Consider the following 26,765-nt stretch of genomic DNA (forward strand, 5'->3'; position numbering starts at 1 on the left):
TCCGGGGCTCGTTGCGTTATGACTTATACCCGTTCGATAAGTGTCGCGATACCCTGGCCGACCCCAATACACATGGTGCACAGAGCATAGCGTCCACCGGTACGCTGCAACTGGTAGGCGGCGGTCATCATCAGGCGTGTCCCGGACATGCCCAGTGGGTGACCGAGAGCGATGGCACCGCCGTTCGGGTTTACCCGTGGATCGTCGTCGGCGACGCCGAGTTCCCGCAGGACAGCCAGCCCTTGTGCAGCGAAGGCTTCGTTCAGCTCGATCACATCAATATCATTAATGCTGATACCGTGCTTCTCCAGCAATTTGCGGGTGGCGGGCACCGGACCTATCCCCATGATGCGTGGTTCAACGCCAGCGGTGGCCATGCCCAGCACTTTGGCCATAGGCTTGAGTTTGTGTTGCTTCACCGCGTCGGCGCTGGCGACCAACATGGCGGCGGCACCGTCATTCACACCAGACGCATTACCAGCGGTAACGCTACCGCCTTCGCGGAACGGGGTAGGTAATGTTGCAAGCTTGTCGAGGGTTGTACTGCGGGGGTGTTCGTCAGTGTCGAATACCAGCGGTTCCTGTTTACGGCGAGGTATCAGGACCGGCACGATTTCCTCGGCAAAGACGCCTTCGCTCTGGGCTTTGGCGGTTTTTTGCTGCGAGCTCAGTGCGAACAAATCCTGATCTTCGCGAGATACGTCGAATTGTTCGGCAACGTTCTCGGCTGTTTCCGGCATCGAATCCACGCCGAATTCTTTCTTCATCAGCGGGTTCACAAAGCGCCAGCCGATGGTAGTGTCCTCAATTTTCTGGCTGCGGGAGAAACCGCTATCGGCTTTGCCCATTACATAGGGCGCCCGTGACATGGATTCGACGCCGCCTGCCAGTACCAGATTCATTTCGCCGGCGCGAATGGCGCGGAATGCAGTGCCTACCGCGTCCATGCCGGAGCCGCACAACCGGTTGATGGTGGTGCCCGGTACTGAGGTGGGTAGCCCGGCGAGCAGCGCCGACATGCGGGCCACATTGCGGTTGTCTTCACCTGCCTGGTTGGCGCATCCCATAATCACTTCATCGATGGCTGCCGGGTCCAGTTCGGGAGCCTCTGCCAGTAGCGCTTTGAAGATTTGAGCGGCCAGATCGTCCGGGCGAACACTGGCCAGAGTGCCGCCAAAGCGGCCGATGGCCGAGCGGCGGGGATGGCATAAAAATACATCAGTCATAATAAACCTCACTGTTGGCCTGCATGGTGGGCATCGGTGCGTGCTTTCAGGCTGCGCAGGATTTCCAGCTCTTCGGCGGTGGGGGCAGGGGTGGTTCCGAGTTCGTCGGCGAAGCGGATTTCCCAGCCCGTGGCGTTGATCACATCTTCGCGGGTTACGTTAGGGTGCAGCAGGTGCACGACCAGTTCCTTGGTTTCCGGATCTGGTTTGAGAATGCACAGGTCTGTGATGACGATTGTCGGGCCGCGACCAATGTTGGGTACGTTGTCCCGAGCCTTACCGTCACGCCCAAAGCCGACTGTGGTAAGGAAGTCGACGTCTTTCACAAAGGTGCGCTTGGAGTGTTTCAGCGTGACAAACACTTCTTTTGCGTTGGTGGCTATTTCCGGTGCGCCGCCGCCTCCGGGCAGGCGAACTTTGGGTGCCCGATAGTCTCCAATCAACGTGGTGTTCAGGTTGGCGTAGCGATCAATCTGGGCGGTTCCCAGAAAACCGACGCTGACATGACCGCCTTGCAACCAATAGCGGAACATCTCCGGCACCGACACCGTGGTCAGGGCTGATTCGCACAGCTCGCCATCGCCGATGGATAGTGGCAGAACATCGGGCCTGGTTTGCAGGGTGCCGGATTCGTAAATCAGGGTGATGTCCGGGGCGTGTGTCAGGCGAGCCAGATTGGCGGCCTCACTGGGCAGGCCGATACCGACGAAGCACGTCATCTCGCTGGTCAGCGCGCGGGCAGCGGTGACGCTCATCATTTCTGAAGACGTAAATTCAAGGCTCATTACGCAGCTCCTTTCTCAAACACGTTGGCTTCCAACCAGGCCTGGAAGGCTTCCCGATCACGGGCGATGCCGTCCCACTCTTTGTAAAAGGCATTGTCACGATCGTAGTAACCCAGGGCATAGGACGGGCTGGCACCTTTCGGTGCCTCGGCAATGGCAGTGACGGCCCAGGAAGGAAGAACGCAGGCGTTCACGCCGGCATCAAGGTTATCGACGATTTCCTCAACGGTGACGATGCTGCGCTTGGCGGCCAACACCACTTCCTTTTGAATACCGACAATGCCTTCGATCAGTACGTTGCCGTTGCGATCGGCGCGCTGGGCATGAATCACCGCCACATCGGGCCGAACCGAGCGCACCGCTGCCAGCCGCTCGCCGGTAAACGGGCAGTCGATGAACTTGATCTGATCATTTACTTTGGGCAGATCGCTGCCTATGTAGCCACGCAGAACGGCCAAGGGCAGGCCTGCTGCGCCGGCATCGTAAGCACAGGCCATGGCAGCGTGGCTGTGTTCGAGGATTTCGATGCTATTTGGCCAGCCGTTTTCAAGCGCATCGCGCAGCCGGTGAAGGGAGCCAACCCCCGGGTTCCCGCCCCAGGAGAAGATCAGTTTTTTGGCGCAGCCGGCGCCTATCATCTGGTCATACACCAGGTCTGGGGTCATCCGTATCAACGTCAAGTCGCGCTTTTTCTGACGGATAACTTCATGTCCGGCGGCAAATGGAATCAAATGCGTGAACCCCTCCATCGCCACGGTGTCGCCATCGTTGATGTATCTACTCACCGCTTCACGGAGAGAGAGAAATTCAGCCATGCAGATCTCCAATTTTCTTTTAATGTTCGTTATGTGAACATAAGTTTTATATGCGAACATGATCGCTTGATTTGATTTAGACCGTCAAGGGCAAATGTGACCTTGGAATCAAACAGTGATCTGATGTTCGTATTGCGAACAAAATGGTACGGTATAGGCTCAGATGAAAGTAAATACAGGGTACAGAATGGATGAACAAAGCCTGAAGCCCGGAGACCGGGATTTCGTAGGTGCGCTGGCCGCGGGGCTGGAAGTGCTGCAAGTCTTTGGTGTTGAGTATCCGCGCATGACGTTGAGCGAGGTGGCGGTGCGTGCAAATATGGATCGTGCCAAGGCCAGACGTTTTGTTTTAACGCTGCATGCTTTGGGGTTTGTGAAGCGGGTTGGACGCCAGTTCGAGCTGACGCCCAAGGTATTGCAGTTGGGTTATGCCTACCAGGCCTCAAATCAGTATCGTGCTGTGATCGAACAGTACCTTGGTGAGATCACCGCCGAACTGGGAGAGTCCTCGTCACTGGGGGTGCTTGATGGCAAGGATGTGGTTTACGTGGTGCGGTCATCGGCACGCCACAGGCTGATGGCCATTACGCTGTCGGTGGGCACGCGGTTGCCGGCTGTCTATACATCCATGGGTCGGGTATTGCTCGGCCAACTGCCGGATAAGGAGTTGGATAGCTTTCTGGACAGCGTCGAACTGAAGCCCTCCGCGCCCAATGCGATCAAAACCAAAGGGCCTTTAAAGGAGGAGGTTTTAAAAGCCCGGTTGCAGGGTTTCGCGATTGTGGATCAGGAGTTGGATTCCGGCCTGCGCTCAGTTGCGGTGCCGGTATACACCAGCAGTAACGTATTACTGGGTGCGCTTAACATCAGCACCAATGCGGCTAGGGTGGACATGGACACTCTGATGACCGTTTATCTGCCGCGGTTGCAGGACGTTGCGGCCAGAGTGAAGTTAACAACACAATAGTCAGCCGCAACTCTTGCTTAAGGGCGAGCAGGTAGTTTTTCCTGACGGTATCGGCTTCCAGGCTGTGTAAACGGTTGCATCCGGCAGCGAAGACGTCGGTCTTCCCGGCCACCAGCCTCATTTGCCGCCCGAATGAATGAAGCCAAAGAGCGCCTGCTGCGCTGAAAAGCACAATGGCACCTACTGGATCGCTAAAGGACAGTTAAATGAGAGACGGAGAAGTCGATCGGAACACCTCCTCCAAAAAGAAGGCCGAGGAAGTCGCGGAAGAGCAAGAGACTCGTGCCAAAGCGCAGGATCGCGAATCCCGCGAGCAGACGCCAACGCAGAGCGAAAAGTCACTGACTCAGAAAGAGCGCAATACCGTATCCGAGCATGGCAATCTTTCGCCCCTGACCGTTTACTCTATTATTCTGCGCGAGGGCGAAGATGAGCTTCGTCGGCCGAAAATTTCACTTTGGTGGTCGGGTGTGGCAGCAGGGGTCGGAATTTCGACCTCAGTCCTTGTCGAAGGAATTATCCGCTCCAACCTTGGCTCGGATCACCCTTACCTGACGTTGATTGAAAGCCTTGGTTACTCGTTCGGATTTGTTCTGGTTATCCTGTGCAGGCTTCAACTGTTCACTGAAAACACGATCACAGTTGTGCTGCCAGTTCTCGCTGACCCGACACGCAACCGCTTCTTTTGCGCCGCCCGCCTTTGGGGGATTGTGCTCGCTGCCAATTTGTGTGGCACGTTTCTTACTGCCGCCATCAGCGTCCATGGGGGTATCCTTCCCGCCGAAAGCCTCGCGGCGATCATGGAAATATCGCGCCATTTGGCGGAACTGACTCCGGTCGAGACATTTTTACGCGGTATACCATCCGGTTTTTTCATAGCGGCAATGGTTTGGATGCTGCCTTCGGCGAAGAGATCCGAAGTGTTGGTTATCGTCATGTTCACCTGGTTGATCGCCGCGGGTGATTTTACCCATGTCATTGCTGGGTCAAATGAAATTTTCACTCTGGTGCTGAGTGGGGAAATGAATATCTTTACCGCCTTGAACTACCATATTTTCCCTGTACTCCTCGGCAACATTCTCGGCGGAACGGGTTTGTTCGCAATGCTGGCCTATGGCCAGGTTCATGAAGAAATGTGATGCGAAACGGAGCGAAGGCGTATGGCCGCAGATGGCCTATTGAGACGCCACGATTCTATTTCGCTGAGCTGGCTTCTACCCGAGTCAGAAATTCACCAATATGCTCGAATGCTTCCTCTGCCTCTGGCAAAAGAGGCGTGAACAGATGCCATACATGAACCATGTCGGGCCAGGTTTCTATTTCCACCTGGGAGCCAGCCGCCTGCGCTTTCGCTGCGTATCGTTGGGCGTTTTCCAGCAGTAATTCCGATTCACTGACGTGAATGAGTGTTGGCGAGAGGCCGTGAAGGGCGCCTCGTAGTGGAGAGGCTATCGGGCTGGTGGGCAGCACCCGAAAGCCCAAAACCGTGCCCCACCACAGTAGCGGAAGGGGTACCCGCGCCAGTTTCTCAATGGTTGGCCCGAGCATGGCATCGGTTTTCAGGTTGGCTCGTTTTCCCAATGACGTGAGCATGAGCTCGGTAGACGGCGATAGAGCAACAACAGCATTCGGTGGTTGCAGACCCTGGTCTCGTATCCAGGCATTCAGCCCTAGAGTATGACTGCCACCAGCGGAGTCCCCGGCGACCACAATGAAATCAGCCGCAGCCTTCCCGTCCGGGCCGTTGCCGAGTAGCCAGCGGTAAGCCTGCTGGCAGTCGACAATGCCGTCCAGGTAGCGGTTTTCCGGCATCAGCCGGTAATCGATGGCGAATACGCAGGCGTTGGCCAGCCTCGACAAACGATCAGTGATGGCGCGATGGCTTTTGGGGCTGCCGGCGATCCAGGACCCACCGTGAATGTAGAGAATCCTGCGGTAGGGTTTTGCACCGGGTGCAATCACCCATTCCCCCTTGGGCTCATCGGTTGCAGAGGGACGTATGTCCGAGACGAGTTCCAGACCGTCGCTCATGCTATCCATGTAGCGTCGCAGTGCCTTTACGCGAGCCCGGCCATGAAGACCCTCAGCCGAAGCATGCATCCCCCTGACCGTTTCAAGTACCTGCTGGCGGGCTTCGCTTTGTTCAGGGCGGGTGGTTGTTTCGCGTTCATCCCGCGCACTGCGTTTGCGGCGCCGTAAAAACACCACAGCAGCCACCAGCGCGACCATCATCAGACCAAGCCACATCATTGCGAACCAGGCGATTCCGAAAATCATGAGTAACCCTCGCGTGGTTTCATGGCAGCTCATCTGAGCTGGCAGGGGTTGTTACAAACAACCAGGTGGTAGTATAAGCAAAATGCTGTGGGTTGAGTCACTTTCGCGTTCGGCCGGGATCAGTTGTCCACCACAATGGCGCAATCTCAATCTGGCGAGGCGGATGATTAGCCTGTCTGTGTAACCTCATAGCCGCTATAATTCCTGAGCCTTGATCGTTTGATCCGGCAGTTCAATAAACGGGAGTGTGCATTTGCTGTCGGGTGGTTGTCGTTTGGCAAGTCGGTGTTTTGCCTTTGTAGGGCTTTTGCTGGCGGCAGCATCAGGTTGGAGCGCAGAACGTTTGCTGGTGCTGGACGAGCGCGGTGCTCAGCCGCTGGATGGCTTTGTTTCGCTACTGCGGGACCCCGACGGTGAGCTGACGTTCGAGCAAGTGCGCAGTGGAATCGAACCCTTCGGGCCAGCAGTGCCAAGCGATCTCCACCAAGGCTACACTCCCGATGTGTTCTGGATGCGGATTGAAGTGGAATCCCACTCAAGCCAGCGGTTGGACCGAATGCTTGAGTTTACCTACGCCTATCTGGATGACATTAGCCTCTATCGGGTGAATACCAATGGCACGGTTGAGCGGATGCGGTCAGGGCGTACCCTGGCGCCAGCGGACCGCGTGGTGGCCCATCGCAAACCGGTCTTTCCGCTTTCGTTTGAGCCCGGGGAGCGGGCGACGCTGTACCTGCGGGTAACCACCCACGCCAGCATGACCCTCAACGCACGGCTGGCGCCTACCTTTGAGTTCTACGAAGACAGTGACCAGGAATATGTCTGGCTGGCTCTGTACTTCGGGATGCTGGTGGCGCTAGGGGCCTATAATTTCTTGCTGTTTCTTGGCACCCGCCAACGCTCTTTCCTGCTGTATTCGCTGTTTGTGTTCAGCTTCGGTATTGCCGCCTCCAGCATGAACGGCCTGGGTCCTTTGCTGCTTTGGCCAGGACTGGTTGGAGAGTGGGGCAACCGTATTCTACCAACCGGGTACACTCTGGCGGCTACCCTGGCGGTGATGTTTGCTCGCAGCTTTCTGAATATGCGCCGGATTGCGCCGCGCTGGGATCGGGCGTTATTGGTCATGGCGATATGCTGGTGGTGCGCGACTCTGGTGACACTACTGGTGCCAGTGCAGGATGCCCTCAAGATCATGTCGGCGATGGGCGTGTTGACCACGGCGTTTCTGATAACCAGCGGGGTTGTTGGTGTGCGCCTTCGTGTTCCTGCGGCCCGGATATACCTGTTAGCCTGGTTGCTCCTGTTGGTAGGCACCGCGTTGCTGTCGGTCCGAAACCTGGGCTGGATACCCTCCAATTTCTTCACCGTTTATGGCCTGCAGATTGGTTCCGCAATTGAGATGATCCTGCTGTCCTTCGGTCTGGCGGCTCGATTTAACGAACTCAAACGTCAAAAGGAAGAGGCTCAGCGTCAGTTGGTGCTGTCGCTACAGCGACAGGAGCGTGAACTGGAACGCCGGGTTGTTCAGCGTACTTCAGAGTTGGAGGTCGCCAAGGCCGAACTGGAGCGCCGGGTAGTGAAAGACCCCCTCACCGGGCTCTACAACCGCTATGGCTTGATGATTCATCTCGAAAAATTCACGCAACGGGCGCAGCGGCGGAATGAGCTTCTGGCGGTAATCCTGATCGATCTGGACGGTTTTAAACCGGTGAATGACCAGTACGGCCATGAAGCGGGTGATGTATTGCTTCAGACAATCGCCCGTCGCCTGCAGCAGGAGGCTCGGGACAGTGACTGTGTGGCCCGGATGGGAGGCGATGAATTTGTGGTGGTCACCGAAAACGTCATCTCAAAAGCCAGCGTGTTGGAAATTGGCCAGCGGTTACGCGAAGCCATCACACAACCGGTGACTCTGCCTTCGGGAGAGTCGGTACGGATTGGTGCCAGTGTGGGTATCTGTACCGGTCGGGGTGGAGAGCAGAAAGGCAGTGACCTGATCCGGGGAGCGGATGAAGCCATGTACCGAGTCAAAAGGGAACGCAAGAACGACGTTTGTCTGTTGGCTTAAGGGGGCGAACAGCGGGAAGACGTTAGGCGAAGCTTCTGCGAGTGGTGATGCGAGGGCTAAAGATTAAAGGTGTTGTCTTGGCCTTCGGAAAGGTGTCAAAAGCAGGCCTTCGCTTTTTATGATTGCCCTGGCTGAACGCCCCGATGGTTTTCCAGGGGTGCTCAGCCACTAGATCGAGATGTTTATACCTTACCTGTAAGCTTCATGAACTCCCGCAAAAGGGCACCAATTCTGCCCGAGTATTCTGGATCGCTAAAGGCATAATTTTCTCGAATGCCCGGTTATGTCTTGCTCAATCACATCCCATATACAGAAAAATTTTCGGCCACTATATGGGCGAATGTGGTGAATACTTTTGAGTAAAACCGATGATTTAATATGTTCACTAAGTAATGGTGCGGGCGTAATACTTGATTCGCTCGGTAAGATCCTGGGCGATTACATCAGAATGAACCCAATCCTTAAAGGTGAGATGTTAGATGCCATAGAGCCTGTTTAATGGAGAGCGATTTGCAATATATGGATGAGCACTTGCAAATACTTGATTATAGTTCCAGTGCCGTAGCCCTTGATGCGGGTATCGCCTACCATGCAAGAGGTCGAATCGGTTGTAAGAGTCGCGCCGGACTAAATGCCAGCAATAAATTGATTCGTGTCAAGATAAGTGCTGCCAACTTATATATATATGTTTGTCAGTTATTTACAAACAATTACAAAATGGCCCAAGTATCGTGACTAATAATGGATTGTGATCAGCTGATAGGTCGACAAGAACTCATTTCCTCACCTCCCAAACAACGGAAGCATGGCAGTCTTCGACTAACGTTGGGCCGTAAGTTGGCGTTGGTGACGCTTGCTTTCCTGATTCTCTGGAGCGCGCATGCGGGTGTTGGCCATTTGGGCAGAACGCAGGCCGCTTCTTTTAGCGGGTTGGTAAATGAAGCCGGTAAATTGCGAATCCACAGTCAGCGTATCGCTTTGCTATCGATAGTCTGTGGTAGTTACGCCCCCCGGGAAGGTGCCGAAATTGCTTTATGTCTTGATGCTATAAAACTGAGCATCGATAGCTATGAATCAAGTCTTCAGATAGTAGCGAATGATCCTTTCACATTGTTGTTCAAGAATGACCGACAGCAAATCAACTCCTATGTCGCACAGCTGCAGGTTGACTGGGTTGAGTACCGTGCGGCCGCTGAGCTTGTCCTGAAGCCGAGGGCTGAAGGGGCGCTTTCTGATCAAAGTGAGTATTTTGAGGCAAATAACGAGCGACTGCTGGCCCGGGCCGAAGCTCTGACAGAGTTACTGGTTGCAAGCCAGCGTCGAGTTCAGGTTGCGCAAGATAAGGTGTTGAATGCACTCCAGCTCTTAGGGCTTATCCTTCTAATTGTGCTTGCTTTGATGGGGTACCGTCAGGGAGTGCGGCCTTTGCGCGAGCTGGCCTTGCTGGCACGGCGGGCTGAACAGGGGAACTATGGATGGCGCCTTGATTATCATGCAAGCGATGAGGTGGGCGAACTGGTTGAGGCTTTCAACAAAAGCAACCTTAGAACCCAGCGCCTTCTTGACCAGCTTCGGGAGGAGGCCGAGATTGCGCGGTGTGCTGAAATAGAGACAGATAGCATTTTGGAATCGGCTGCCGACGGCATCATCATCAGTACGAGCGATGGCTGCATCGTTAGAATCAACCGGGAAGCTGAGAGAATTTTTGGTTACCCCCGGGAAGATCTGGTGGGGCGCAGTGTGAATGAACTGATTCCCGTGCGCCACCGCAAGGCGCACGGGACATATCACAGTCGTTATACCAGGAGACCAAAAGCGCGGACGATGGGCGGTACGATTGCGGCATTGCGCAAAGATGGCGATGAGGTCTCGGTCGAAATCAGCCTGAGTCCAGTCCAGGATGGTAGCCAGCAAAGAGTGATCGCAGTAGTTCGGGACGTAACCCAGCGCCTGAAGATTGAAGCAGACCGGCAGCGCTTGCTTTCGATCATGGATGCTACGCCAGATGTCACCGCGATGTTTACGGTGGATCGCAAGCTGATATACCTCAATCCGGCTGGACGCAGACTGCTGAGAGACGTGCCCATCGAAGGCGTAGAAAGTCAAAGGTTCGACGATCTGCTAACTGCGGAATCACTGCAACTGATATGTGATCAAGCTATGCCCAAGGCCCTGTCAGATGGCCTATGGAGTGGGGAGCTGAAGTTATGGAGTGAGGCGGCAGGTGAAATTCCGGTTCTGCTGCTACTGATTGCGCACATCAATGAAAATGGGAAAGAAAGACACCTGTCGGCAATCGCCAGAAATATCAGTGAGCGGAAGCGATTTGAAGCTGAATTGCTGCAGCGGGCAACCCATGATCAATTGACCGGCCTGGCCAATCGCGTGCTGTTTGAAGATCGCCTTAAGCAAGCCATCTATCAGGCGCAACGGGATGGGCTGATGGTAGCGGTTGTGTTTATTGACCTGGATAACTTCAAGTTGATTAACGATACGATGGGGCACGCAATTGGTGACATGCTGCTGCGTGAGATAGGGCGGCGCCTGGAGACGCATTTGCGCAAGCATGATACGAAGGCGCGTCTTGGAGGAGACGAATTTGCCGTTATTCTGGATCGTTTGTTCAGGCCTGAAGACGCCATTTCAATCGTACAAAACCTTGGAGACGCACTGCGTCAGCCAACCCGGTTGAAGGGGCGAGAACTGACAGTGACCACCAGCATGGGAGTCAGTGTTTTCCCCGCAGATGGCCGCAATACTGAAACCCTGCTAATGCACGCGGATACGGCCATGTATCAGGCAAAATCCGCAGGACGAAACAGACACAGTTTCTTTGTCCCCTCGATGAATTTGCAGGTGTCAGAACGGCTGAATATAGAAAACGATTTGCGGCACGCTGTGGCCCGCGATGAATTGCGGCTCCACTACCAGCCGGTAATTGACGCAAAGACCAAGGTGGTTGTTGGTTCTGAAGCGCTCCTGCGGTGGCAGCACCCCAAGCATGGTTTCATGCAGCCAGACCGGTTTATCCCCATCGCAGAGGAAAGTGATCTCATTATCGAGATCGGCCAGTGGGTATTGGAGCAGGCTTGCCTGCAAGCGCGAAAATGGCAGGATGCCGGGCTAATACCTGGATTTGTTGCGGTCAATGTCTCAGCGCGCCAGTTACGGGAGCCAGCGTTGACCCAAACAGTCCAAAAGGCCCTGGAGATCAGTGGCCTTGCACCCTATATGCTCGAGCTTGAGTTGACAGAAGGGAGTGTTTTGCAGGGAACGGCTATTGCTCGTCAGATACTCGATGAAATTCAGGGGCTAGGAGTGAGGCTTGTTGCCGATGATTTTGGGACAGGCTATTCCAGCCTGAGCTTCTTAAAGCGGTTCAGATTTGACAAGGTCAAAATCGATCGCGAGTTTGTCCGCGACATGCTCACAGACCAGGGCGATGCCGCCATTGTTAAAGCAACGATCGCCATGGCGCATGCATTCGGCGCCACGGCTGTTGGCGAAGGTGTGGAAACGAGGTTTCAGGCTGATGTTTTGCTTCGTTGCGGTTGCGATCTATTGCAGGGCTATTTCTTCGGAAAGCCGATGAGTGCATCGGAGCTTCAAACGTTTCTGCAATCGGATTAGCGTTGTACTGCTTAACAATACAATAAAATTATAATGGGCCGCGCGAACCATGCTGAACACACTATTGCCCCCTGGCGTTGATGCTTTTGGGACGTTGTGATAGCCAAAGTGGTAGCCGTATTGCTCTGGCTAATCAGGAAGGTCGGATACATCAGTACCTTGGTGTGAGCCAGAAACAATCAGTGTATCGGCGGCACGGATTAGTTAAGGCGGCAACCGAAGCCATTGATGAAGTGAGATCGTTTGCAGGAAGCGGCTAAAGCAGCGGCTCAGAGCATAGGCACAGGAAATTAAAAAGGCCCTACGCTCTCACGTAAGGCCTTGAAAAATATGGCGCGCCCGACAGGATTCGAACCTGTGACCCCTGCCTTCGGAGGGCAGTACTCTATCCAGCTGAGCTACGGGCGCATTCGAGTGTGACGGCGAAGCCGTCAATTTCGAGTGCGCAATCTTACGTGTGCGGGCGTTCTCTGTCCAGTACAGGTTCGTTGGTTGCACGTGCTTGTTATCACGGAAAAAGGGGCGTTGGCGTTATGTTTACCAGGGCGCTTTCATTGCCGAAAGACACTTCACCATCCTGAATGGATATCTGGAAGTTCATGTTGCGTTCTACCAGCCCAGCGAGGATTTCTGTGGATTCACTTGGCAGTTCAACAATCGTGAGGTTGCGGAAGCGGCTCAGCTTATTTTTGTGCTTCTCCAGCCATACTGGCACGGCGCGAGCACCATATGCGTACAGGATGACCTGGCGTGAGCGGTTGCAGGCTTTGCGTAGGCGGCTTTCGTCGGGCAGACCCAGCTCAATCCACAACTCAATTTCGTCACTCAGGCTTTTCTGCCACAGTTCCGGTTCGTCATCGGTGCTCAGGCCTTTGGTGAACTCCAGATCGTTACTGGCGTTCAGAGCAAATGCCAGCAGGCGAATCATCATACGCTCGTCATTCTCTGATGGGTGCTGAGCTATGGTGAGCTGATGATCCGCGTAATAGTGCCTGTCCATGTCCGCAATATTAAGCGTGGCTTTGAAAATGGTTGCTTTGAGCGCCATAGCCGTCCTGCAGTGGTATCTAGATGTTGGTTTGCGCTAGTGTAATGCAATTCTCCGGATGATGAGCATTACAGCATGTCGATGTTGCGCGGTTTTCTGATACTGGTTCTGTTTTTTCTTTTTGGCGAGGCATTGCGGCTGGTGTTTCTTATTCCGGTTAGCGGCGGTGTGCTGGGTATGATCCTGATGACGCTAACGCTGATGTTGCGAGGCAGGGTAAGCGATGCGCTTGCTTCGTCAAGCCAGGCACTGATCTCCATCCTCGTACTGCTGATCATGCCTGGCGTGGTCGGAGTATTCTTCATGGCGTCGCAGTTTTCCGGGCAGTGGCTGGCCGTCTCGGCCGCATTGCTGCTGGGTACTTTTCTTAGTGTTTTGACGACGCTGCTGTTAATGAAGAGCATGGTGCGACTGTCTGCGCGGAGCCAGGCAAATGACTGAGCTTGTTGAGCGCTTTGTCGCACTCCCTGACATTTTTGCTGCCAGCCCGATATTTGCAATCGGGCTCACCTTGAGTGCTTTTTTTGCCGGGAACTGGCTATTTGCCCGCATGGGGCGCCCCGTGTGGATGCCGCCGGTGGTGCTCTCGGCCGTAATGTTGGCGGCGGTGATTGCTGTTCTGTCAGTAGACTATGTTCGCTATCAGGAAGGAGCGCTCTGGATAACGGTGTTGCTTGGCCCCGCTACCGTGGCTTTGGGGATTCCCCTGTATCAGCAGATTCACCATATCCGTGCCATGTGGATCCCTATCGTAGTCACGCTGCCGCTGGCGGCCACGATGGCGGCGGTGTATGCCGTGGTAATCGCGTGGGCGATGGGCGCTACGCCAGAGGTGCTGGCATCGTTGGCTCCCAAGTCTGTGACAGCACCGATCGCTATTGGTATCACCGAGCAGTTGGGTGGGTCGGTGCCACTGATGATGGGCGGTCTGTTGATAACCGGCGTGGTGGCAACGCTGTTTGTTGATCTGTTGGCGAAGTGGTTACCGGTCGAAGACGAACGCATTCTCGGTTTTGCGCTTGGCCTAAATGGCCACGCGATTGGTACGGCCAGGGCGTTTGAGATTAGCCATACCGCTGGTGCTTTTGCCTCTCTGGGCATGGGGCTGACGGGCGTTTTTACCGCACTTATCCTGCCTTTGGTCTTCCGCCTTTAAACGCTGGTGGCGGCTGCGTGTGCAAGCCGTCATTCAGTTCACGAATAACCGCAAGTTGTAATTTCGATTGCCGTACGTAGTTTCCAAGACTAGTTTCTATGTTAGACGTCCGGCGCGCCTGAGCTTCGATGTGTCTTTAGACAGCGCCGCAGGAAAAAACTTGGAAAACTTGGAAAGTGCCGTAAAAATTCGTAAAACAACGACGGAAAACATAATGAAAAAATTACTTGCAGCTTTAGTCGGTACCATGGCTCTGGCCACGGCTCCGGTTGCTCTGTCTGCCGAGGCGACGAAAGAGCTTAAGATGGCGTACGACGCCGATCCGGTCACCCTCGATATTCACGAGCAGCTATCCGGGGGCATCCTGCAATTGTCCCATATGTCTTTTGACCCTCTGGTGCGCTGGACGAAAGATCTTGGTTTTGAAGCCCGGCTGGCTGAAAGTTGGGAGCGCGTGGATGACAAAACCATGCGGTTCAAACTCCGCGAAGGGGTAAAGTTCCATTCCGGTAATGAACTCACCACCAAGGATGTGAAGTTCACCTACGACCGACTGAAAGAAAGCCAGGATTTCAAGGCCATCTTCAAGCCGTTTAGTGGCATAAATATCGTTGATGACTACACTTTTGAGCTTGTGACCAGCGAGCCTTTCCCGCTGCTTCTCAATACCGCTACCTATATTTTTCCGCTGGACAGTGAGTTTTATTCCGGCGAGACAGCAGACGGCAAGAAGAAAGACGCTATTCAAAAGCACGGCAACTCGTTTGCATCCGGCAACTTGTCGGGCACTGGCCCTTATCTGGTCACGTCACGCCAGCAAGGCGTGCGCATGGAATTTGAGCGCTTTGCGGACTATTGGGATGAAGAATCCCCCGGCAACGTAAAGAAAATCGTGCTGACTCCGATCAAGGAAAACAATACTCGGGTTTCTGCACTGCTGTCTGGCGGCGTGGACTTTATCGCGCCGGTGCCGCCTACCGATCTCGAACGCATCAAACGCGACAAGAATTCGGATCTGGTCACCATGAGCGGCACCCGTATTATCCTGTTCCATATGAACCAGGAGCGGGTTGAAGCGTTCAAGAACCCGAAGGTACGCCAGGCCATTGCCTACGCAATTAACCAGGAAGGTATTGCCGCCAAGATCATGAAAGGCTTTGCTACGCCCGCCGCCCAGCTCTCCCCGGCTGGCTATCAGGGCCACAACGAATCCCTGAAGCCGCGTTATGACGTGGCAAAAGCCCAGCAACTGATGAAAGAGGCCGGTTATGAAGAGGGCTTCACCATCACCATGATGGCGCCGAATAACCGCTACGTGAACGATGACAAGATTGCTCAGGCCGCTGCAGCCATGCTGGCCCGCATCAACATCAAAGTGGATCTCAAAACACTGCCCAAGGCCCAGTACTGGCCCGAGTACGACAACCGCTCGGGAGACATGATGCTGATTGGCTGGCATGCAGACACCGAGGATTCCGCCAATTTCTATGAGTTTCTGACTTTCTGCCCGGAAGCCGACAGCGGCGCTGGCCAGTACAACGCTGGCAACTACTGCAACCCCGAGATCGATGCGCTGGTTGAAAAGGCAAACGTCGAAACCGATGTGGAAAAGCGCACCGCCATGCTGCAGGAAGTGGAGCAGCGCCTGTATGACGATGCCGCTTTCGTTCCCCTGCACTGGCAGGATCTGGCTTGGGCCAGCAAGAAAAACGTGAAGGTCGAGCCGATTCTGAACGTGATGAATTTCCCCTACCTGGGTGATCTGGTCGTCGAGTAACGGGGGCTTATCCCTGGCTCCAAACCCCTCTCCCGCAATGGGAGAGGGGCTTTAAATTACTCATTAGCGGTAAATTCTTCATGTTAGCGTTTTTGGTTCAGCGCATATCCCAAGCCGTTCTGGTCATGTTCGTGATCAGTGTGATCGCGTTTGCCATCCAGGATGGCTTGGGCGATCCACTTCAGGAAATGGTGGGCATGTCCGTCTCCATGGAGGAGAGGGAAGCTATTCGAGAGGAGCTGGGGCTGAATGATTCCATGGTGGTTCAGTATCTGCGTTTTGCGGGCAATGCTGTGCAGGGGGATCTGGGCAACTCATATTTTTACGGTAAGCCTACCCTCGAGGTGATTTTTGAGCACCTGCCGGCCACTTTGGAGCTGGTAATCGGTGCCAGCCTGATCATCATGCTGTTGTCGGTGCCCATTGGCGTCTATGCCGCCATTCGGCCACAGGCTTTGTTGGCCAAGTTTTTTATGGGCGTGAGTACGGTCGGGATATCCATCCCGGTGTTCCTCACGGCCATTGTTCTTATCCAGATATACTCCATCGGCGTGACCGTCGAATGGTTCCCTGTGGACACAGGCTGGGGCCAGTGGCTAAACGGTGCTTTGAGCACTGACGGCGGCATGCCGTCCTATGGCCGGGGTGATGATCTTACTCATCTTTTTGGCACCTGGCATTCCGGTTTCTTCTCAGAGATCGGGCTGATGCATCTGGTGCTGCCTTGCGTGTCTTTGGCGTCCATCATGTTGCCGCTGTTTATCCGCCTGATTCGTGCAGAAATGATGGAAGTGCTGCAAAGCGATTATATCCGCTATGCCCGGGCCAAAGGTCTGAGCGCGGTGCGGATCAACTTTCTCCATGCCCTCAAGAACACCATGCTGCCGGTTATCACCGTGGGTGGTGTGCAGGTAGGCGTAATGGTGGCTTATACGATTCTCACAGAAACCGTTTTCCAGTGGCCCGGTGTCGGGCTGATGTTTCTGGAAGCCATCACCCGCAGTGATATTCCATTGATTGTGGCCTACTTGATGGTGGTGGGGTTGATTTTTGTGATCACTAACACGCTGGTGGATCTGGTTTACGGACTGGTGAACCCCACGGTGAAACTGACAGGTAAGAAAGCATGACAACAGCGACGCTTTCCCGCTGGAATCGCTTTCGCGAGTCCTTCCTCTGGTACAGCTTCAAGCGCGACAAGGTGGCGATTGCCAGCTTCATCGTGCTGCTCTTGATGGTGTTTGCGGCCATTTTCGCGCCCCTGTTCGCCCCAACGGATCCTTACGATCTGGCGCAGATCGACATCATGAATTCAGAACTCCCGCCGGTGGGTATGCCCGGCGCAGATCCGGCGTTCCCTCTGGGTACAGACGCCCAGGGTCGGGACATGCTTTCCACCATTCTCTATGGCACTCGCGTGTCCCTGCTGATTGGCTTTGGTGCGGTGGTGTTGCAGGCGGCGTTGGGTATTCTCTTCGGGTTGCTGGCGGGCTATCTGGGTGGTCGGGTGGATTCCATCCTGATGCGCATTGCCGATGTTCAGCTCTCCTTCTCTACCCTGATGGTTGCGATTATTGTGGGTGCGGTATTCAAAGCCAGTTTCGGCAACCTGATGTTCGGTGAAATTGCCATTTACATGCTGATTTTTATCATCGGCATTGCCGAATGGCCGCAGATTGCGCGCACTGTGCGTGCGTCTGTGCTGGCGGAGAAAAAGAAGGAGTACGTGGATGCTGCAAAGGTGATGGGCTTTCGCACCAACCGGATTATGTTCCGCCATATTCTGCCCAATACCCTTTCTCCGATTTTTGTTATCGCCACAGTGCAGATCGCCAACGCGATTATTTCTGAGGCTGCCTTGTCATTTCTCGGGCTTGGCATGCCGGAAACCCAGCCGTCGCTGGGCTCCCTGATCAAATCCGGTTTTGATTACATTCAAAGCGGTTCCTGGTGGATTACCCTGATTCCCGGCCTGGTGCTGGTCGTGCTCGTACTAGTCATCAACCTTCTGGGTGACTGGCTGCGGGATGTCATGAACCCACGGCTGTACAAGGGCTAAAAACCATGAAAAGCGACACGCCATTGCTGGAAGTAAAAGATCTGGATGTCCGATTTGCTGTGCGCGGCGGCGACCTTACGGCCCTGCGCGGTATCAGCTTCAGCCTTGATAAAGGCGAGCGGCTGGGCCTGGTGGGGGAGTCCGGCGCCGGCAAATCCGTAGCGGCTTTCTCGATTCTCAATTTGATTGCGCGCCCGGGTTACATTGCTGGTGGGCAGATTTTGTTTGAAGGGAAAGATCTGGCTGCCATGAGCGAGCGGGAGCTGCGCAAGATTCGCGGTAACCGCATTGCCATGATCTTCCAGGATCCTATGATGACGCTTAACCCGGTGCTGAGTATTGGTACCCAGATGGTGGAAGCCATCAAGGCACATCGCCGGGTCAGCACGAAAGCTGCGCGGGATATTGCCTTGAGCAAGCTGCGCAAGGTGCAGATCCCCTCGCCGGAAAAGCGGCTGGACCAGTATCCCCATGAGTTGTCGGGGGGTATGCGTCAGCGGGTGATTATTGCCATTGCCTTGTTGTTGGATCCGGAAATCATCGTTGCCGATGAGCCCACCACTGCGCTCGATGTCACCATACAGGCCGAAATTATGGCGCTGCTGCTGGATCTGTGTGAGCAGGAAAATGTCGCATTGATGTTGATTACTCACGATCTGGGCGTTGTCTCCCAGGTCACCCAGCGCATGCTGGTGATGTATTCCGGACGCATTATCGAACAGGGGCCCACCCGGGAGATCATCAACGATGCCCAGCACCCCTACACCCAGGGCCTGATCAATGCGCTGCCGCAAATGGGTGAACCTGGGGCACGGTTGTTCCAGATTCCCGGCTCCATGCCATCCCTGAAAAACGTGCCGACTGGCTGTCCGTTCCACCCGCGCTGTGATTTCGCCACCGATCAGTGCCGGAAAACCATGCCCGAGTACGTGCGTTCCGGCAATGTGGATGTGGCGTGTTATGAGGTCAGCAACCTGATTGAGCAGGAGAAAAACATGCAGGAGGCTGGATCATGACCTCCCCATTGGTAGAGATTCGTGGCCTGGAGAAACGGTTTGATCTCTCTGGCAGCCTGCTTGAGCAAATCACGTTCAAGGGTGGCCGTTTCCAACGCAAGCAGGAGGCCGTCCATGCCATCAACGGCGTGGACCTGCAGGTGCACAAAGGCGAGGCTCTGTGTGTGGTGGGCGAATCCGGCTGCGGCAAGTCCACCATTGCCCGCACGGTTATGGGGCTATTATCGCCCAGTGCTGGAGAGGTTCACTACGGCGACCAGCGCATTGATAACCTCAAAGGCCGGGATGTACTGCCGTACCGCCGTAAAATGCAGATGATCTTCCAGAACCCCTATGCCTCTCTGAATCCGCGTATGACGATTCAGCAGACTCTGGAAGAACCGATTCATTTTCACCGTCCGGACTTGGCCCGCAACGAAGTGCGCGGCAAGGTTCAGGAAGTCATGGAGTCTGTAGGGATAGATCCGGACTGGGGCAGCCGGTTTGGCCACGAATTCTCCGGCGGCCAGCGCCAACGCATCGCCATTGCCCGAGCTTTGGCGGTAGACCCCGAGTTTATCGTGGCGGATGAGCCCATCTCTGCACTGGACGTGTCTATTCAGGCACAAGTACTGAACTTGCTGATGGAGGCACAGGAAACCCGCAATCTGACCTACCTGTTCATCACCCATGATCTTGCCGTGGTAGAACACTTCGGTACACGGGTGGCGGTGATGTACCTCGGGCGGGTGTGTGAACTGGCAGAGACCAAAACGCTGTTTGCCGAGCCAAGACATCCATACACCCAGGCACTGCTCTCGGCAATTCCCAGGCTGGAAGACGCCAGGCCCAACTACATTCGGCTACAGGGGGAAGTACCAACGCCGGTTAACCTGCCGTCCGGATGTGTGTTCCATGGCCGTTGCCCTTATGCCAATGAAAGGTGTCGCCAGGAAATCCCTCAGATGATCGCCACAGATGGTGGTGCGCAGGTTGCCTGCCATGCGGTGGAAGAGGGGCGGTTGTAAGAGACTGGCTATAGGCTATGATGCGCGCAGTTGAGTAGCCATTAAAAAACCGTCAATCCTTACCCGTCATCGCTGGGGAACCCATGGAAATACGTTGGCTGGAAGACTTCATGGCGCTGGCCCGCACCCGTCATTTTTCACGTGCCGCCGAGCTGCAGCACGTGAGTCAGCCCACATTCAGTCGCCGCATCAAGTTGCTTGAAGAATCCATGGGTGCCACCCTGATTAACCGCCAGACGTTGCCACTGTCTCTGACGCCGGCGGGTGAACGGTTTTTTGAACTTTGCCAGCGGGTGACCCGTGACGTGCGGGAGGTTCGGGGCCATATTGCTGAGTTGGAAGCGGAGGTGTCTGCACGTATCAGTGTGGGCTCTACCCAAGGGCTTTTTTCCCATTTTTATCAAGGTTGGGCCAGTGATGCCGGCGTTGCAGACCGCCTTCAGCTTAACCTCAAGGCGACGAGCTGGGTGGGAGAGCGGTTTCTGGATGCTTTGGACGGTGGCGAATGCGATCTGGTTCTGTGTTACTGGCATCAGGATTTACCCTGGGGTGACCGCCTGACCCGGGGGGAATACGAATCCATCACGCTTGCCCGCGAATGGCTGGTGCCGGTGAGTGTTGCGGCGGACAACGGTGAGCCTCGATTCCCCCTGCCGGGGGCCTCAGGCCAAACAGTTCCGCTGATTGCATATCACTCACGGGGGTTTCTGCAGTCCGCCATTGAGGCGCACCTGTCGCGCAGCAAAGAGCCCGTAAACCTCTTGCCATTGAACGAGAACACCCAGTCGGCAAGCATCAAAGCGTTGGTGAAGCAGGGCTTTGGCATGGGCTGGCTGCCTAGCCGAATGACCGAGAAGAGCGAACACTTTGGTAGCCTTACCCGAGCCGGGGATGAGCGCTGGGATGTGCCTCTGGACATCCGCCTGATCCGCCTGCGGGAACCGCGTTCAGACGACCTGTTAACTCTCTGGAAAACATTGGAAAACCAACATGCCTGATACCGACCTGCTATCCCTTCAGATTGAACACATGGGTATTCTGCAGAGCCGCTATGAGCAGGTTCTGGAGCACCACGGTTATGACGGCCTGCTTATCAGCTCTGGTGCGGCCCACGTGCGCTACGGCGATGATCAGTCCTGGCACTTTCAGGGCTATGGGCCATTCCTGCATTGGACCGGGCTGGCAGGCTTTGAGCACGCCTGGCTAGTGATCCGGAGGGGCCAAAAACCACTGCTGTCACTGTATCAGCCCGTTGATTTTTGGCATGCGAGTCTTGAGCTGGGACAGGAGCCCTGGCTGAAGGAATTCGAACTTCGCTTTAGTGAAAGCCCATCGGCGCCTGCGCTCGACGGTATGAACCAACTAGCCGTGATCGGTGATCCGTCGCTGCTGACGGGTGTGCCAGGCGAACACAATCCGGACGCGCTATGCGCTGCGTTCGATGAAACCCGGGTGCACAAAACAGCCTACGAAATAGCCTGTCTTGCTCACGCCAACAAGCTGGCGATGGCGGGCCACCGGGCTGCCCGGGATGCATTTCTGGCTGGCGCCAGTGAGTTTGACATCAATCTGGCGTACCAGCGTGCAACGCAGCAGCGTGAGGTCGATGCGCCTTACCCCAGCATCATTGGAGTAAACGAGCACGCCGGCATACTGCACTATCAATATTACGACACAGCGGCGCCCAAAAAATCCCGCAGTTTGCTGATTGACGCTGGCGTGCGTTATCGAGGCTATTGCTCAGACATTACCCGCACCACAGCTGGCGTTGGGGAAGGGCGCTTTGCCGCACTGGCGCAGGGGCTTGAGCAGTTGCAGTTCCGGCTCTGCAAAATGGTAGCGCCGGGTGTTGATTACGTAGACATTCACCGCAAAACGCACCTGGGTATTGCCGCACTGTTGAGCGCGGCAGGGCTGATCAACGACCTGAGCGACAGAGATATGGTGGCCGACGGTGTTACCCGGGCCTTTTTCCCTCACGGCATCGGGCACTTCCTGGGTGTTCAGGTTCACGATGTTGCCGGCAAACCGGTTCCGTCGCCCGCCGACGCACCTTTTTTGCGTCTGATGCGAACGCTAGAGCCCGGCATGGTGGTGACGATCGAACCGGGGTTGTACTTCACTCCCTCCTTGCTGGAACCGCTGTTGTCTGGCCCTCTTGGGCGCCACATCAATCGGCCGTTACTTGATGAGTTGCAGGGGTGTGGCGGGATACGCATAGAGGACAACGTGGTGGTAACGGATACAGGCGGCCGAAACCTGACCCGGGAAGCCGAGGGCTGAAACAATCGGTTGCACAAAATTAATACGATGCGCTTGCAATCCGGGATGCTAATGACAATAATTATCACTAACATTGTTGTTGGTGGAGTTGCGTTATGTATGTATGCCTTTGCCACGGAGTCACAGACCGGGACATCCGTGAAGCTTCAGAGAACGGTGTGTCTTCCATGCGTCAGCTTGGGAAAGAGCTTGGTGTAGGCACCCAATGCGGGCGCTGTGCCTCCATGGCACGCGGCATTCTCCGTGAAAGCCGAACTCCGGATTACCTGGCGCTGGCGAACATGTTGGCAAGTCCCGCCTGACGCGTCTTGTGTTTATTTCCTTTCCGCAATTTTGTAATGCGCCTTAAAGCGCTATCCTTGTTGGGTGACGAGAGAACCACTTAGAGAGCTTTGAAAGCTCACCGAACCCGAATCAATCAGCCGGGTAGGCCTTTCCTCTGAGAAAGACGAGTTAGCCGGCTGGCATCAAGGAGTGCTGCAATGAAAGGCGATAAAAAAGTCATCCAGTTTCTGAACAAAGTTCTTGCCAACGAACTGACGGCCATCAACCAGTATTTCCTGCATTCACGCATGTACAAAGACTGGGGCATCACCAAGCTTGCGGCCAAGGAATACGAAGAGTCCATTGATGAGATGAAGCACGCCGATCAATTGATCGAGCGCATCCTGTTTCTGGAAGGCCTGCCCAACCTGCAAGACCTGAACAAGCTGATGATCGGCGAGAACGTTGAGGAAATGATTGCCTGTGACCTCAAAATCGAACACATCGCCCATGTCGATCTGAAAGAAGCCATTGCTTACTGCGAAGAAATTCAGGATTACACCAGCCGCCAGCTGTTCCGCAGTATCCTCGACAGCGAAGAGGAGCACATTGACTGGCTCGAAACCCAGCTGGAAATGATTAACCAGATGGGCATTCAGAACTACATCCAACTGCAATCTTCCGCAGCGGAGTAATACCGACAATGGATCTGTCCTGTTTTAAAGCCTACGACCTGCGCGGCAGTGTGCCAGAGCAGTTGAATCCGGCTTTGGCCGAGCGAATAGGGCGTGCCTATGTGGAAATCACCGGCGCCAAAAAAGTCATCGTCGGATACGACATCCGCCTCTCCAGCCACGAGATCACCGAAGCCCTGAGCTCGGGCCTGATGGCTGCCGGTGCCGACGTGTTCGATATAGGCTTGTGTGGCACCGAGTACGTGTACTTTGCCACCAGTCATTATGGAATGGACGGTGGCATCATGGTCACCGCCAGCCACAACCCCAAAAACCATAATGGCATGAAAATGGTCGGGCCCGAATCCCGCCCGATCAGCTCTGATAATGGCCTGAACGACATTCGCGACAGAGTTCGAGAGCCCTTTGCAGATGCGCCGGTGCAGGGGAGATATGAGCCACTGGAAGTTACCAGCGCCTACATAGACCACCTGCTGGGGTACATCGATGCGGCTGCCCTGGCACCGATCAAGATTGTGGTCAACGCCGGCAATGGCGGCGCTGGCTTGGTGATCGACCAACTTGAAAAGCACCTTCCGTTCGAATTCATCAAAGTGCACCATCTGCCAGATGGAAACTTCCCCCACGGCGTACCCAACCCCATCCTCGAAGAAAACCGTGCGGCTACAGCCGACGCAGTGATCGAGCACGGCGCCGCCATGGGCATTGCCTGGGATGGCGACTACGACCGTTGCTTTTTCTTCGACGAAAACGGCCGTTTTATTGAAGGCTACTACATCGTCGGTTTGCTGGCGGACCAATTCCTGCGCAAAACCGGCCCCGGCAAAGTCATCCACGACCCGAGACTGATCTGGAACACTCAGGACCTGGTAGAAGCCGCTGGCGGCGAAGCCATCGAGAGCAAAACCGGCCACGCCTTCATCAAACAGCGTATGCGCGACGAAGACGCCGTATACGGCGGAGAAATGAGCGCACATCACTACTTCCGGGACTTCGCCTACTGCGACAGCGGCATGATCCCCTGGCTGCTGCTCGCCGAACGCCTGTGCCAGTCGGGCAAGCCGTTCTCATCCCTCATCGACGCCCGCATCGAAGCCTACCCGGCCAGCGGCGAAATCAACCGCACCATCGACAACCCCCCTGAGGTTATCGCTGCCATCGAGGAAAAATACGGGGCCGACGCAAAAAACGTTAGCTACGTAGACGGCCTCAGTGTTGAATTCGAAAACTGGCGTTTCAACCTGCGCATGTCCAACACCGAACCCGTCGTTCGCCTGAACGTGGAATCCCGTGCTGACATACCGTTGATGAAAGAGAAAACTGAAGAGTTGCTCGCAGAAATGGAGCGGTTGAACAACCTGAAGGGATAATCTGTACCTTTGTGTCAAGCGTGTCAGGCTCTTCCAAAGTTGGGGCTGGTCTGGCGGTACGAGTTGCGAAAACTGTGCGGAGCCATGGATGGCGGAGCCCAAGCGTCACATGGATGTGCCGCAAGGAGCGTGTTTTCGCAACTCGTACCGCCAGACCAGCTTGCACCAAAGCCTGATATGGCTCAGAGCCAGTCGTTCAGCATAATCCCAAGCCCGAACCGCTCAATCCGATGATTGTAATCAATCAGACTCTCCCCATACCCATTGTAATACTGGAAGAACCCCTTAATCGTATCCCCCAGCGGAAAGCTGTAGCCAAACTCCAGCGACGTGCGGTTATCCGAGCGCAGGTTGTTGAAAAGCTGCAGGGAAAATGTCCGATCCTCTGCAAGCTTGTAAACAATGTTGTAGTTGGCGTACCCCAGATACTTCTCAATGTCTGCGTTGTCGTCCTCGCCGCCGCTCTCCGGAATCCGATACCAGGGCCGTACAGCAAACAGCCAGCGATCATAAGTAACGGCGGCGCCTGCCACAATCCGGTTCCAGCTCCGTGAACGGGGTTCCGATTGGCCATTGGACTGGTGATTAACGCCAATCGTTACACCACTAAGCGTCACGGGGCCCAGGTTCAAGTTCGTCTGATGGCGGAGAAAAATCTCTGGCTCGTAGTTGGTCTCTCGGAACGGCGCAGACTCGTCCTGGTTATAAACCTGCCAGAACGAACGCTGGGTATAACCGAACCATAACGTCGTGCGATCATCCAGCCAGCCTGTCAGCATTGGCACCTTGAAGCTGATCTGATACTTGGCTTCCTCGTTTTCAAGCCTGTAATCGTAACCCGTCGCACCCAACCTGGGGCTCGTCGGCGTTGTGTTCGGGTTATCCACCCAGGTGATCGGCATGATGTATGTGGGGCGATGGCTAATAAAACTGCCAGAGAATGAAAACAGCGCTTTCTCGGCGGTTAAGGATTGATCCACTATATTGGTCATCACGCCACTGTCGGGATCATCCTCGTCGATGGTCTCTGCCAACCTCGCCTGGCTTTCCCTGTTTGGGGCCAGAGTGTCTGCTGCCTGCTCGGCGGCCTCGACCTCCTGCTCGCTTGCCTTGTCACGGGCGGCTTGCGGATTGTTGAATGAGTCGTAACAGGCCAGGCGCTGAACGCCCTCCCGAATCAGCGCGCACTCCTCAGGAGAGGCTGACTGGCGACTCTCTGCCGGAGTGGATTCTTGTGCAACCGTCAGTGCTGGCCACAGAGTTACAAACGTGGCGGCCTGCAAAACCCGGGAATTGGGGCGTTTGTACATACTCCGAATCTCTCTATGCGGCATTGAGGCTGAGCCATGTGCTGGCGATACCGTAAACCCAGACGCCGATCAGGGTAACGGCCAGCAAGGAAAAAACAATTTTGTGCCGAAGCTGGTTGGCGGCACTCACCGCCACAATCCAGCGCAGGTACATAAGACCAATGAAGCTCAGGAAAACAGCAAAGCTTGCGGAAGCGGGTATCAGCAGCCACGCCGGGTTGATACTATGGCCGGTATCCGTCTGGCTCGAGAACCAGCCCATGGATGCTAGTAGCACTGCCAGCGCGCTGAACTCTGTAATCAGAAGTGGTTTGCGCAATGGGTGCGGCGCGGGTTTCTCCGGGTTATTCATGAATCCGATCCTGGAAGTTCTGATGTAAGCTGCGACATGTTAACCGGATGTCGTGAAAGAGTCTCCACGCTTACGTAATGGCAATAAAAATGGTGGAAATCAATTTATGATTTTGCTATTCGGTTTTTTTGCCGGGGTTCAGTCGCTATAATGCGGCAATCAAAGATTATAACGCTCAAGTGCGAGGTGCATTGTGAAGATGAAGAGAGTCCTGGCTATGGTATTGCTCGGTTTTGGCATTACTGCCGGCGCCGTTATGGCAAGTGTTGAAGATGAAATCCGTGCGCGTATCCAGCCGGTTGGTGAGGTTTGCCTGCAGGGTGATGAGTGCGGTGAAGCTGCCGCTGCTTCTGAAACAGCAAGTTCGGGGCCCCGTTCAGGCAGCGAAGTCTATGATGCTGTGTGCATGGCATGCCATACCACAGGCGCTGCCGGCGCACCGGTAATTGGCGATGCGGGTGCCTGGGCGCCGCGCGTTGACCAGGGCATGGAAACCCTGATTAGCCATGCGATCAATGGTTTAAACGCTATGCCCGCCAAGGGCGGTTGCGCCAGTTGCCCGGATGAGGAAATCCAGGCTGCTGTGGAGCATATTGTGGCAGAGAGCAAGTAAGTCCAAGGTTCTTGCCGTCGAACCCCGCCGAGTGCGGGGTTTTTGCG

General features: G+C 55.1%; 24 protein-coding genes and 1 tRNA gene. 17 read left to right on the plus strand and 8 right to left on the minus strand.

Annotation, left to right across the window (positions count from 1 at the left end):
• Window positions 1-23 precede the first annotated feature (23 nt).
• From pcaF to FFI90_RS14030, 3 genes are read right to left on the minus strand one after another with little or no spacing between them, the layout of a single operon-like run.
• Window positions 24-1,226, minus strand: coding sequence for a 3-oxoadipyl-CoA thiolase (gene pcaF / locus FFI90_RS14020; protein WP_144778681.1), 1,203 nt, complete (start codon window positions 1,224-1,226; stop codon window positions 24-26).
• 8 nt (window positions 1,227-1,234) lie between these two features.
• On the minus strand, window positions 1,235-2,011 hold the full coding sequence (locus FFI90_RS14025) for a CoA-transferase subunit beta (RefSeq protein WP_144778682.1): 777 nt from the start codon (window positions 2,009-2,011) through the stop codon (window positions 1,235-1,237).
• Window positions 2,011-2,826 carry a CoA transferase subunit A gene (locus FFI90_RS14030; RefSeq protein WP_144778683.1) on the minus strand — a complete coding sequence of 272 codons (816 nt, stop codon included), beginning with the start codon at window positions 2,824-2,826 and terminating at the stop codon, window positions 2,011-2,013. The genes FFI90_RS14025 and FFI90_RS14030 overlap by 1 nt, the downstream gene beginning before the upstream one ends.
• Window positions 2,827-3,013: 187 nt before the next feature.
• Between FFI90_RS14030 and FFI90_RS14035 the strand changes: the two genes are divergently transcribed.
• Complete coding sequence (locus tag FFI90_RS14035) at window positions 3,014-3,793, plus strand: IclR family transcriptional regulator domain-containing protein (protein ID WP_144778684.1); 780 nt, start codon at window positions 3,014-3,016, stop codon at window positions 3,791-3,793.
• A gap of 206 nt (window positions 3,794-3,999) precedes the next feature.
• Entirely contained in the window at window positions 4,000-4,932 is a 933-nt protein-coding gene (locus FFI90_RS14040) for a formate/nitrite transporter family protein (RefSeq protein ID WP_144778685.1), read from the plus strand.
• Window positions 4,933-4,987: 55 nt separating this feature from the next.
• Here FFI90_RS14040 and FFI90_RS14045 read toward each other — a convergent pair whose 3' ends face one another.
• A complete protein-coding gene (locus FFI90_RS14045) occupies window positions 4,988-6,070 on the minus strand; it encodes an alpha/beta hydrolase (RefSeq protein ID WP_186317991.1) in 1,083 nt (360 codons plus the stop codon).
• A gap of 274 nt (window positions 6,071-6,344) precedes the next feature.
• Here FFI90_RS14045 and FFI90_RS14050 point away from each other — a divergent pair, with 274 nt between their 5' ends.
• Window positions 6,345-8,138 carry a diguanylate cyclase gene (locus FFI90_RS14050; protein ID WP_144778686.1) on the plus strand — a complete coding sequence of 598 codons (1,794 nt, stop codon included), beginning with the start codon at window positions 6,345-6,347 and terminating at the stop codon, window positions 8,136-8,138.
• A gap of 897 nt (window positions 8,139-9,035) precedes the next feature.
• Window positions 9,036-11,768 carry a bifunctional diguanylate cyclase/phosphodiesterase gene (locus FFI90_RS14060; protein ID WP_186317992.1) on the plus strand — a complete coding sequence of 911 codons (2,733 nt, stop codon included), beginning with the start codon at window positions 9,036-9,038 and terminating at the stop codon, window positions 11,766-11,768.
• 331 nt (window positions 11,769-12,099) lie between these two features.
• On the opposite strand, the gene FFI90_RS14065 is transcribed toward FFI90_RS14060, so the two are convergent.
• Both FFI90_RS14065 and FFI90_RS14070 read right to left on the minus strand, forming a co-directional pair.
• Window positions 12,100-12,176 (minus strand) — tRNA-Arg (locus tag FFI90_RS14065).
• A 100-nt stretch (window positions 12,177-12,276) separates the two neighbouring features.
• Entirely contained in the window at window positions 12,277-12,816 is a 540-nt protein-coding gene (locus tag FFI90_RS14070; protein ID WP_144778688.1) for a YaeQ family protein, read from the minus strand.
• Window positions 12,817-12,891: 75 nt separating this feature from the next.
• Between FFI90_RS14070 and FFI90_RS14075 the strand changes: the two genes are divergently transcribed.
• The 12 genes from FFI90_RS14075 (at window position 12,892) to FFI90_RS14130 (ending at window position 24,443) form a co-directional block, all read left to right on the plus strand.
• Window positions 12,892-13,257, plus strand: coding sequence for a CidA/LrgA family protein (locus FFI90_RS14075; RefSeq protein ID WP_144778689.1), 366 nt, complete (start codon window positions 12,892-12,894; stop codon window positions 13,255-13,257).
• Window positions 13,250-13,972: an LrgB family protein gene (locus FFI90_RS14080; protein WP_144778690.1), complete on the plus strand. Its 723-nt coding sequence runs from the start codon at window positions 13,250-13,252 to the stop codon at window positions 13,970-13,972. The genes FFI90_RS14075 and FFI90_RS14080 overlap by 8 nt, the downstream gene beginning before the upstream one ends.
• Window positions 13,973-14,186: 214 nt before the next feature.
• Window positions 14,187-15,749, plus strand: a complete 1,563-nt coding sequence (locus tag FFI90_RS14085) for an ABC transporter substrate-binding protein (RefSeq protein WP_144778691.1) — start codon at window positions 14,187-14,189, stop codon at window positions 15,747-15,749.
• Between the two features lie 80 nt (window positions 15,750-15,829).
• Window positions 15,830-16,879 (plus strand): ABC transporter permease, encoded by a 1,050-nt coding sequence (locus tag FFI90_RS14090; RefSeq protein ID WP_144778692.1) that lies wholly within the window; start codon window positions 15,830-15,832, stop codon window positions 16,877-16,879.
• Window positions 16,876-17,808, plus strand: a complete 933-nt coding sequence (locus tag FFI90_RS14095) for an ABC transporter permease (protein ID WP_144778693.1) — start codon at window positions 16,876-16,878, stop codon at window positions 17,806-17,808. Before FFI90_RS14090 ends, FFI90_RS14095 begins: the two co-directional genes overlap by 4 nt.
• A 5-nt stretch (window positions 17,809-17,813) precedes the next feature.
• Window positions 17,814-18,824: an ABC transporter ATP-binding protein gene (locus FFI90_RS14100; RefSeq protein WP_144778694.1), complete on the plus strand. Its 1,011-nt coding sequence runs from the start codon at window positions 17,814-17,816 to the stop codon at window positions 18,822-18,824.
• Window positions 18,821-19,831 (plus strand): ABC transporter ATP-binding protein, encoded by a 1,011-nt coding sequence (locus FFI90_RS14105; protein ID WP_144778695.1) that lies wholly within the window; start codon window positions 18,821-18,823, stop codon window positions 19,829-19,831. Before FFI90_RS14100 ends, FFI90_RS14105 begins: the two co-directional genes overlap by 4 nt.
• A gap of 83 nt (window positions 19,832-19,914) precedes the next feature.
• Window positions 19,915-20,829, plus strand: coding sequence for a LysR family transcriptional regulator (locus tag FFI90_RS14110; protein WP_144778696.1), 915 nt, complete (start codon window positions 19,915-19,917; stop codon window positions 20,827-20,829).
• Entirely contained in the window at window positions 20,822-22,114 is a 1,293-nt protein-coding gene (gene pepQ, locus FFI90_RS14115; RefSeq protein ID WP_144778697.1) for a Xaa-Pro dipeptidase, read from the plus strand. Before FFI90_RS14110 ends, pepQ begins: the two co-directional genes overlap by 8 nt.
• A 95-nt stretch (window positions 22,115-22,209) precedes the next feature.
• Window positions 22,210-22,416, plus strand: a complete 207-nt coding sequence (locus FFI90_RS14120; protein WP_144778698.1) for a bacterioferritin-associated ferredoxin — start codon at window positions 22,210-22,212, stop codon at window positions 22,414-22,416.
• Window positions 22,417-22,596: 180 nt separating this feature from the next.
• Entirely contained in the window at window positions 22,597-23,073 is a 477-nt protein-coding gene (gene bfr / locus FFI90_RS14125; protein WP_144778699.1) for a bacterioferritin, read from the plus strand.
• Window positions 23,074-23,081: 8 nt separating this feature from the next.
• Window positions 23,082-24,443: a phosphohexomutase domain-containing protein gene (locus FFI90_RS14130; protein ID WP_144778700.1), complete on the plus strand. Its 1,362-nt coding sequence runs from the start codon at window positions 23,082-23,084 to the stop codon at window positions 24,441-24,443.
• Between the two features lie 182 nt (window positions 24,444-24,625).
• Here the strand turns inward: FFI90_RS14130 and FFI90_RS14135 are convergent, their stop codons facing one another.
• Both FFI90_RS14135 and FFI90_RS14140 read right to left on the minus strand, forming a co-directional pair.
• Window positions 24,626-25,753, minus strand: a complete 1,128-nt coding sequence (locus tag FFI90_RS14135) for a phospholipase A (protein WP_144778701.1) — start codon at window positions 25,751-25,753, stop codon at window positions 24,626-24,628.
• A 13-nt stretch (window positions 25,754-25,766) separates the two neighbouring features.
• Window positions 25,767-26,105: a hypothetical protein gene (locus FFI90_RS14140; protein WP_144778702.1), complete on the minus strand. Its 339-nt coding sequence runs from the start codon at window positions 26,103-26,105 to the stop codon at window positions 25,767-25,769.
• 199 nt (window positions 26,106-26,304) lie between these two features.
• Between FFI90_RS14140 and FFI90_RS14145 the strand changes: the two genes are divergently transcribed.
• Complete coding sequence (locus FFI90_RS14145) at window positions 26,305-26,718, plus strand: c-type cytochrome (RefSeq protein WP_144778703.1); 414 nt, start codon at window positions 26,305-26,307, stop codon at window positions 26,716-26,718.
• Window positions 26,719-26,765: the final 47 nt, after the last annotated feature.

Source organism: Marinobacter maritimus, assembly GCF_007671675.1.
GTDB lineage: Bacteria > Pseudomonadota > Gammaproteobacteria > Pseudomonadales > Oleiphilaceae > Marinobacter > Marinobacter maritimus.

What these genes read in the sequence shown, in the direction of transcription:
- FFI90_RS14100 (WP_144778694.1), top strand. Translation starts at nt 17,814, where the DNA reads ATGAAAAGCGACACGCCATTGCTGGAAGTAAAAGATCTGGATGTCCGA.
- FFI90_RS14025 (WP_144778682.1), bottom strand. Translation starts at nt 2,011, where the DNA reads ATGAGCCTTGAATTTACGTCTTCAGAAATGATGAGCGTCACCGCTGCC.
- FFI90_RS14090 (WP_144778692.1), top strand. Translation starts at nt 15,830, where the DNA reads ATGTTAGCGTTTTTGGTTCAGCGCATATCCCAAGCCGTTCTGGTCATG.
- FFI90_RS14110 (WP_144778696.1), top strand. Translation starts at nt 19,915, where the DNA reads ATGGAAATACGTTGGCTGGAAGACTTCATGGCGCTGGCCCGCACCCGT.
- pepQ (WP_144778697.1), top strand. Translation starts at nt 20,822, where the DNA reads ATGCCTGATACCGACCTGCTATCCCTTCAGATTGAACACATGGGTATT.
- pcaF (WP_144778681.1), bottom strand. Translation starts at nt 1,226, where the DNA reads ATGACTGATGTATTTTTATGCCATCCCCGCCGCTCGGCCATCGGCCGC.
- FFI90_RS14070 (WP_144778688.1), bottom strand. Translation starts at nt 12,816, where the DNA reads ATGGCGCTCAAAGCAACCATTTTCAAAGCCACGCTTAATATTGCGGAC.
- FFI90_RS14085 (WP_144778691.1), top strand. Translation starts at nt 14,187, where the DNA reads ATGAAAAAATTACTTGCAGCTTTAGTCGGTACCATGGCTCTGGCCACG.
- FFI90_RS14120 (WP_144778698.1), top strand. Translation starts at nt 22,210, where the DNA reads ATGTATGTATGCCTTTGCCACGGAGTCACAGACCGGGACATCCGTGAA.
- FFI90_RS14040 (WP_144778685.1), top strand. Translation starts at nt 4,000, where the DNA reads ATGAGAGACGGAGAAGTCGATCGGAACACCTCCTCCAAAAAGAAGGCC.
- FFI90_RS14130 (WP_144778700.1), top strand. Translation starts at nt 23,082, where the DNA reads ATGGATCTGTCCTGTTTTAAAGCCTACGACCTGCGCGGCAGTGTGCCA.
- FFI90_RS14035 (WP_144778684.1), top strand. Translation starts at nt 3,014, where the DNA reads ATGGATGAACAAAGCCTGAAGCCCGGAGACCGGGATTTCGTAGGTGCG.
- bfr (WP_144778699.1), top strand. Translation starts at nt 22,597, where the DNA reads ATGAAAGGCGATAAAAAAGTCATCCAGTTTCTGAACAAAGTTCTTGCC.
- FFI90_RS14140 (WP_144778702.1), bottom strand. Translation starts at nt 26,105, where the DNA reads ATGAATAACCCGGAGAAACCCGCGCCGCACCCATTGCGCAAACCACTT.
- FFI90_RS14105 (WP_144778695.1), top strand. Translation starts at nt 18,821, where the DNA reads ATGACCTCCCCATTGGTAGAGATTCGTGGCCTGGAGAAACGGTTTGAT.
- FFI90_RS14045 (WP_186317991.1), bottom strand. Translation starts at nt 6,070, where the DNA reads ATGATTTTCGGAATCGCCTGGTTCGCAATGATGTGGCTTGGTCTGATG.
- FFI90_RS14080 (WP_144778690.1), top strand. Translation starts at nt 13,250, where the DNA reads ATGACTGAGCTTGTTGAGCGCTTTGTCGCACTCCCTGACATTTTTGCT.
- FFI90_RS14075 (WP_144778689.1), top strand. Translation starts at nt 12,892, where the DNA reads ATGTCGATGTTGCGCGGTTTTCTGATACTGGTTCTGTTTTTTCTTTTT.
- FFI90_RS14145 (WP_144778703.1), top strand. Translation starts at nt 26,305, where the DNA reads ATGAAGAGAGTCCTGGCTATGGTATTGCTCGGTTTTGGCATTACTGCC.
- FFI90_RS14095 (WP_144778693.1), top strand. Translation starts at nt 16,876, where the DNA reads ATGACAACAGCGACGCTTTCCCGCTGGAATCGCTTTCGCGAGTCCTTC.
- FFI90_RS14030 (WP_144778683.1), bottom strand. Translation starts at nt 2,826, where the DNA reads ATGGCTGAATTTCTCTCTCTCCGTGAAGCGGTGAGTAGATACATCAAC.
- FFI90_RS14135 (WP_144778701.1), bottom strand. Translation starts at nt 25,753, where the DNA reads ATGTACAAACGCCCCAATTCCCGGGTTTTGCAGGCCGCCACGTTTGTA.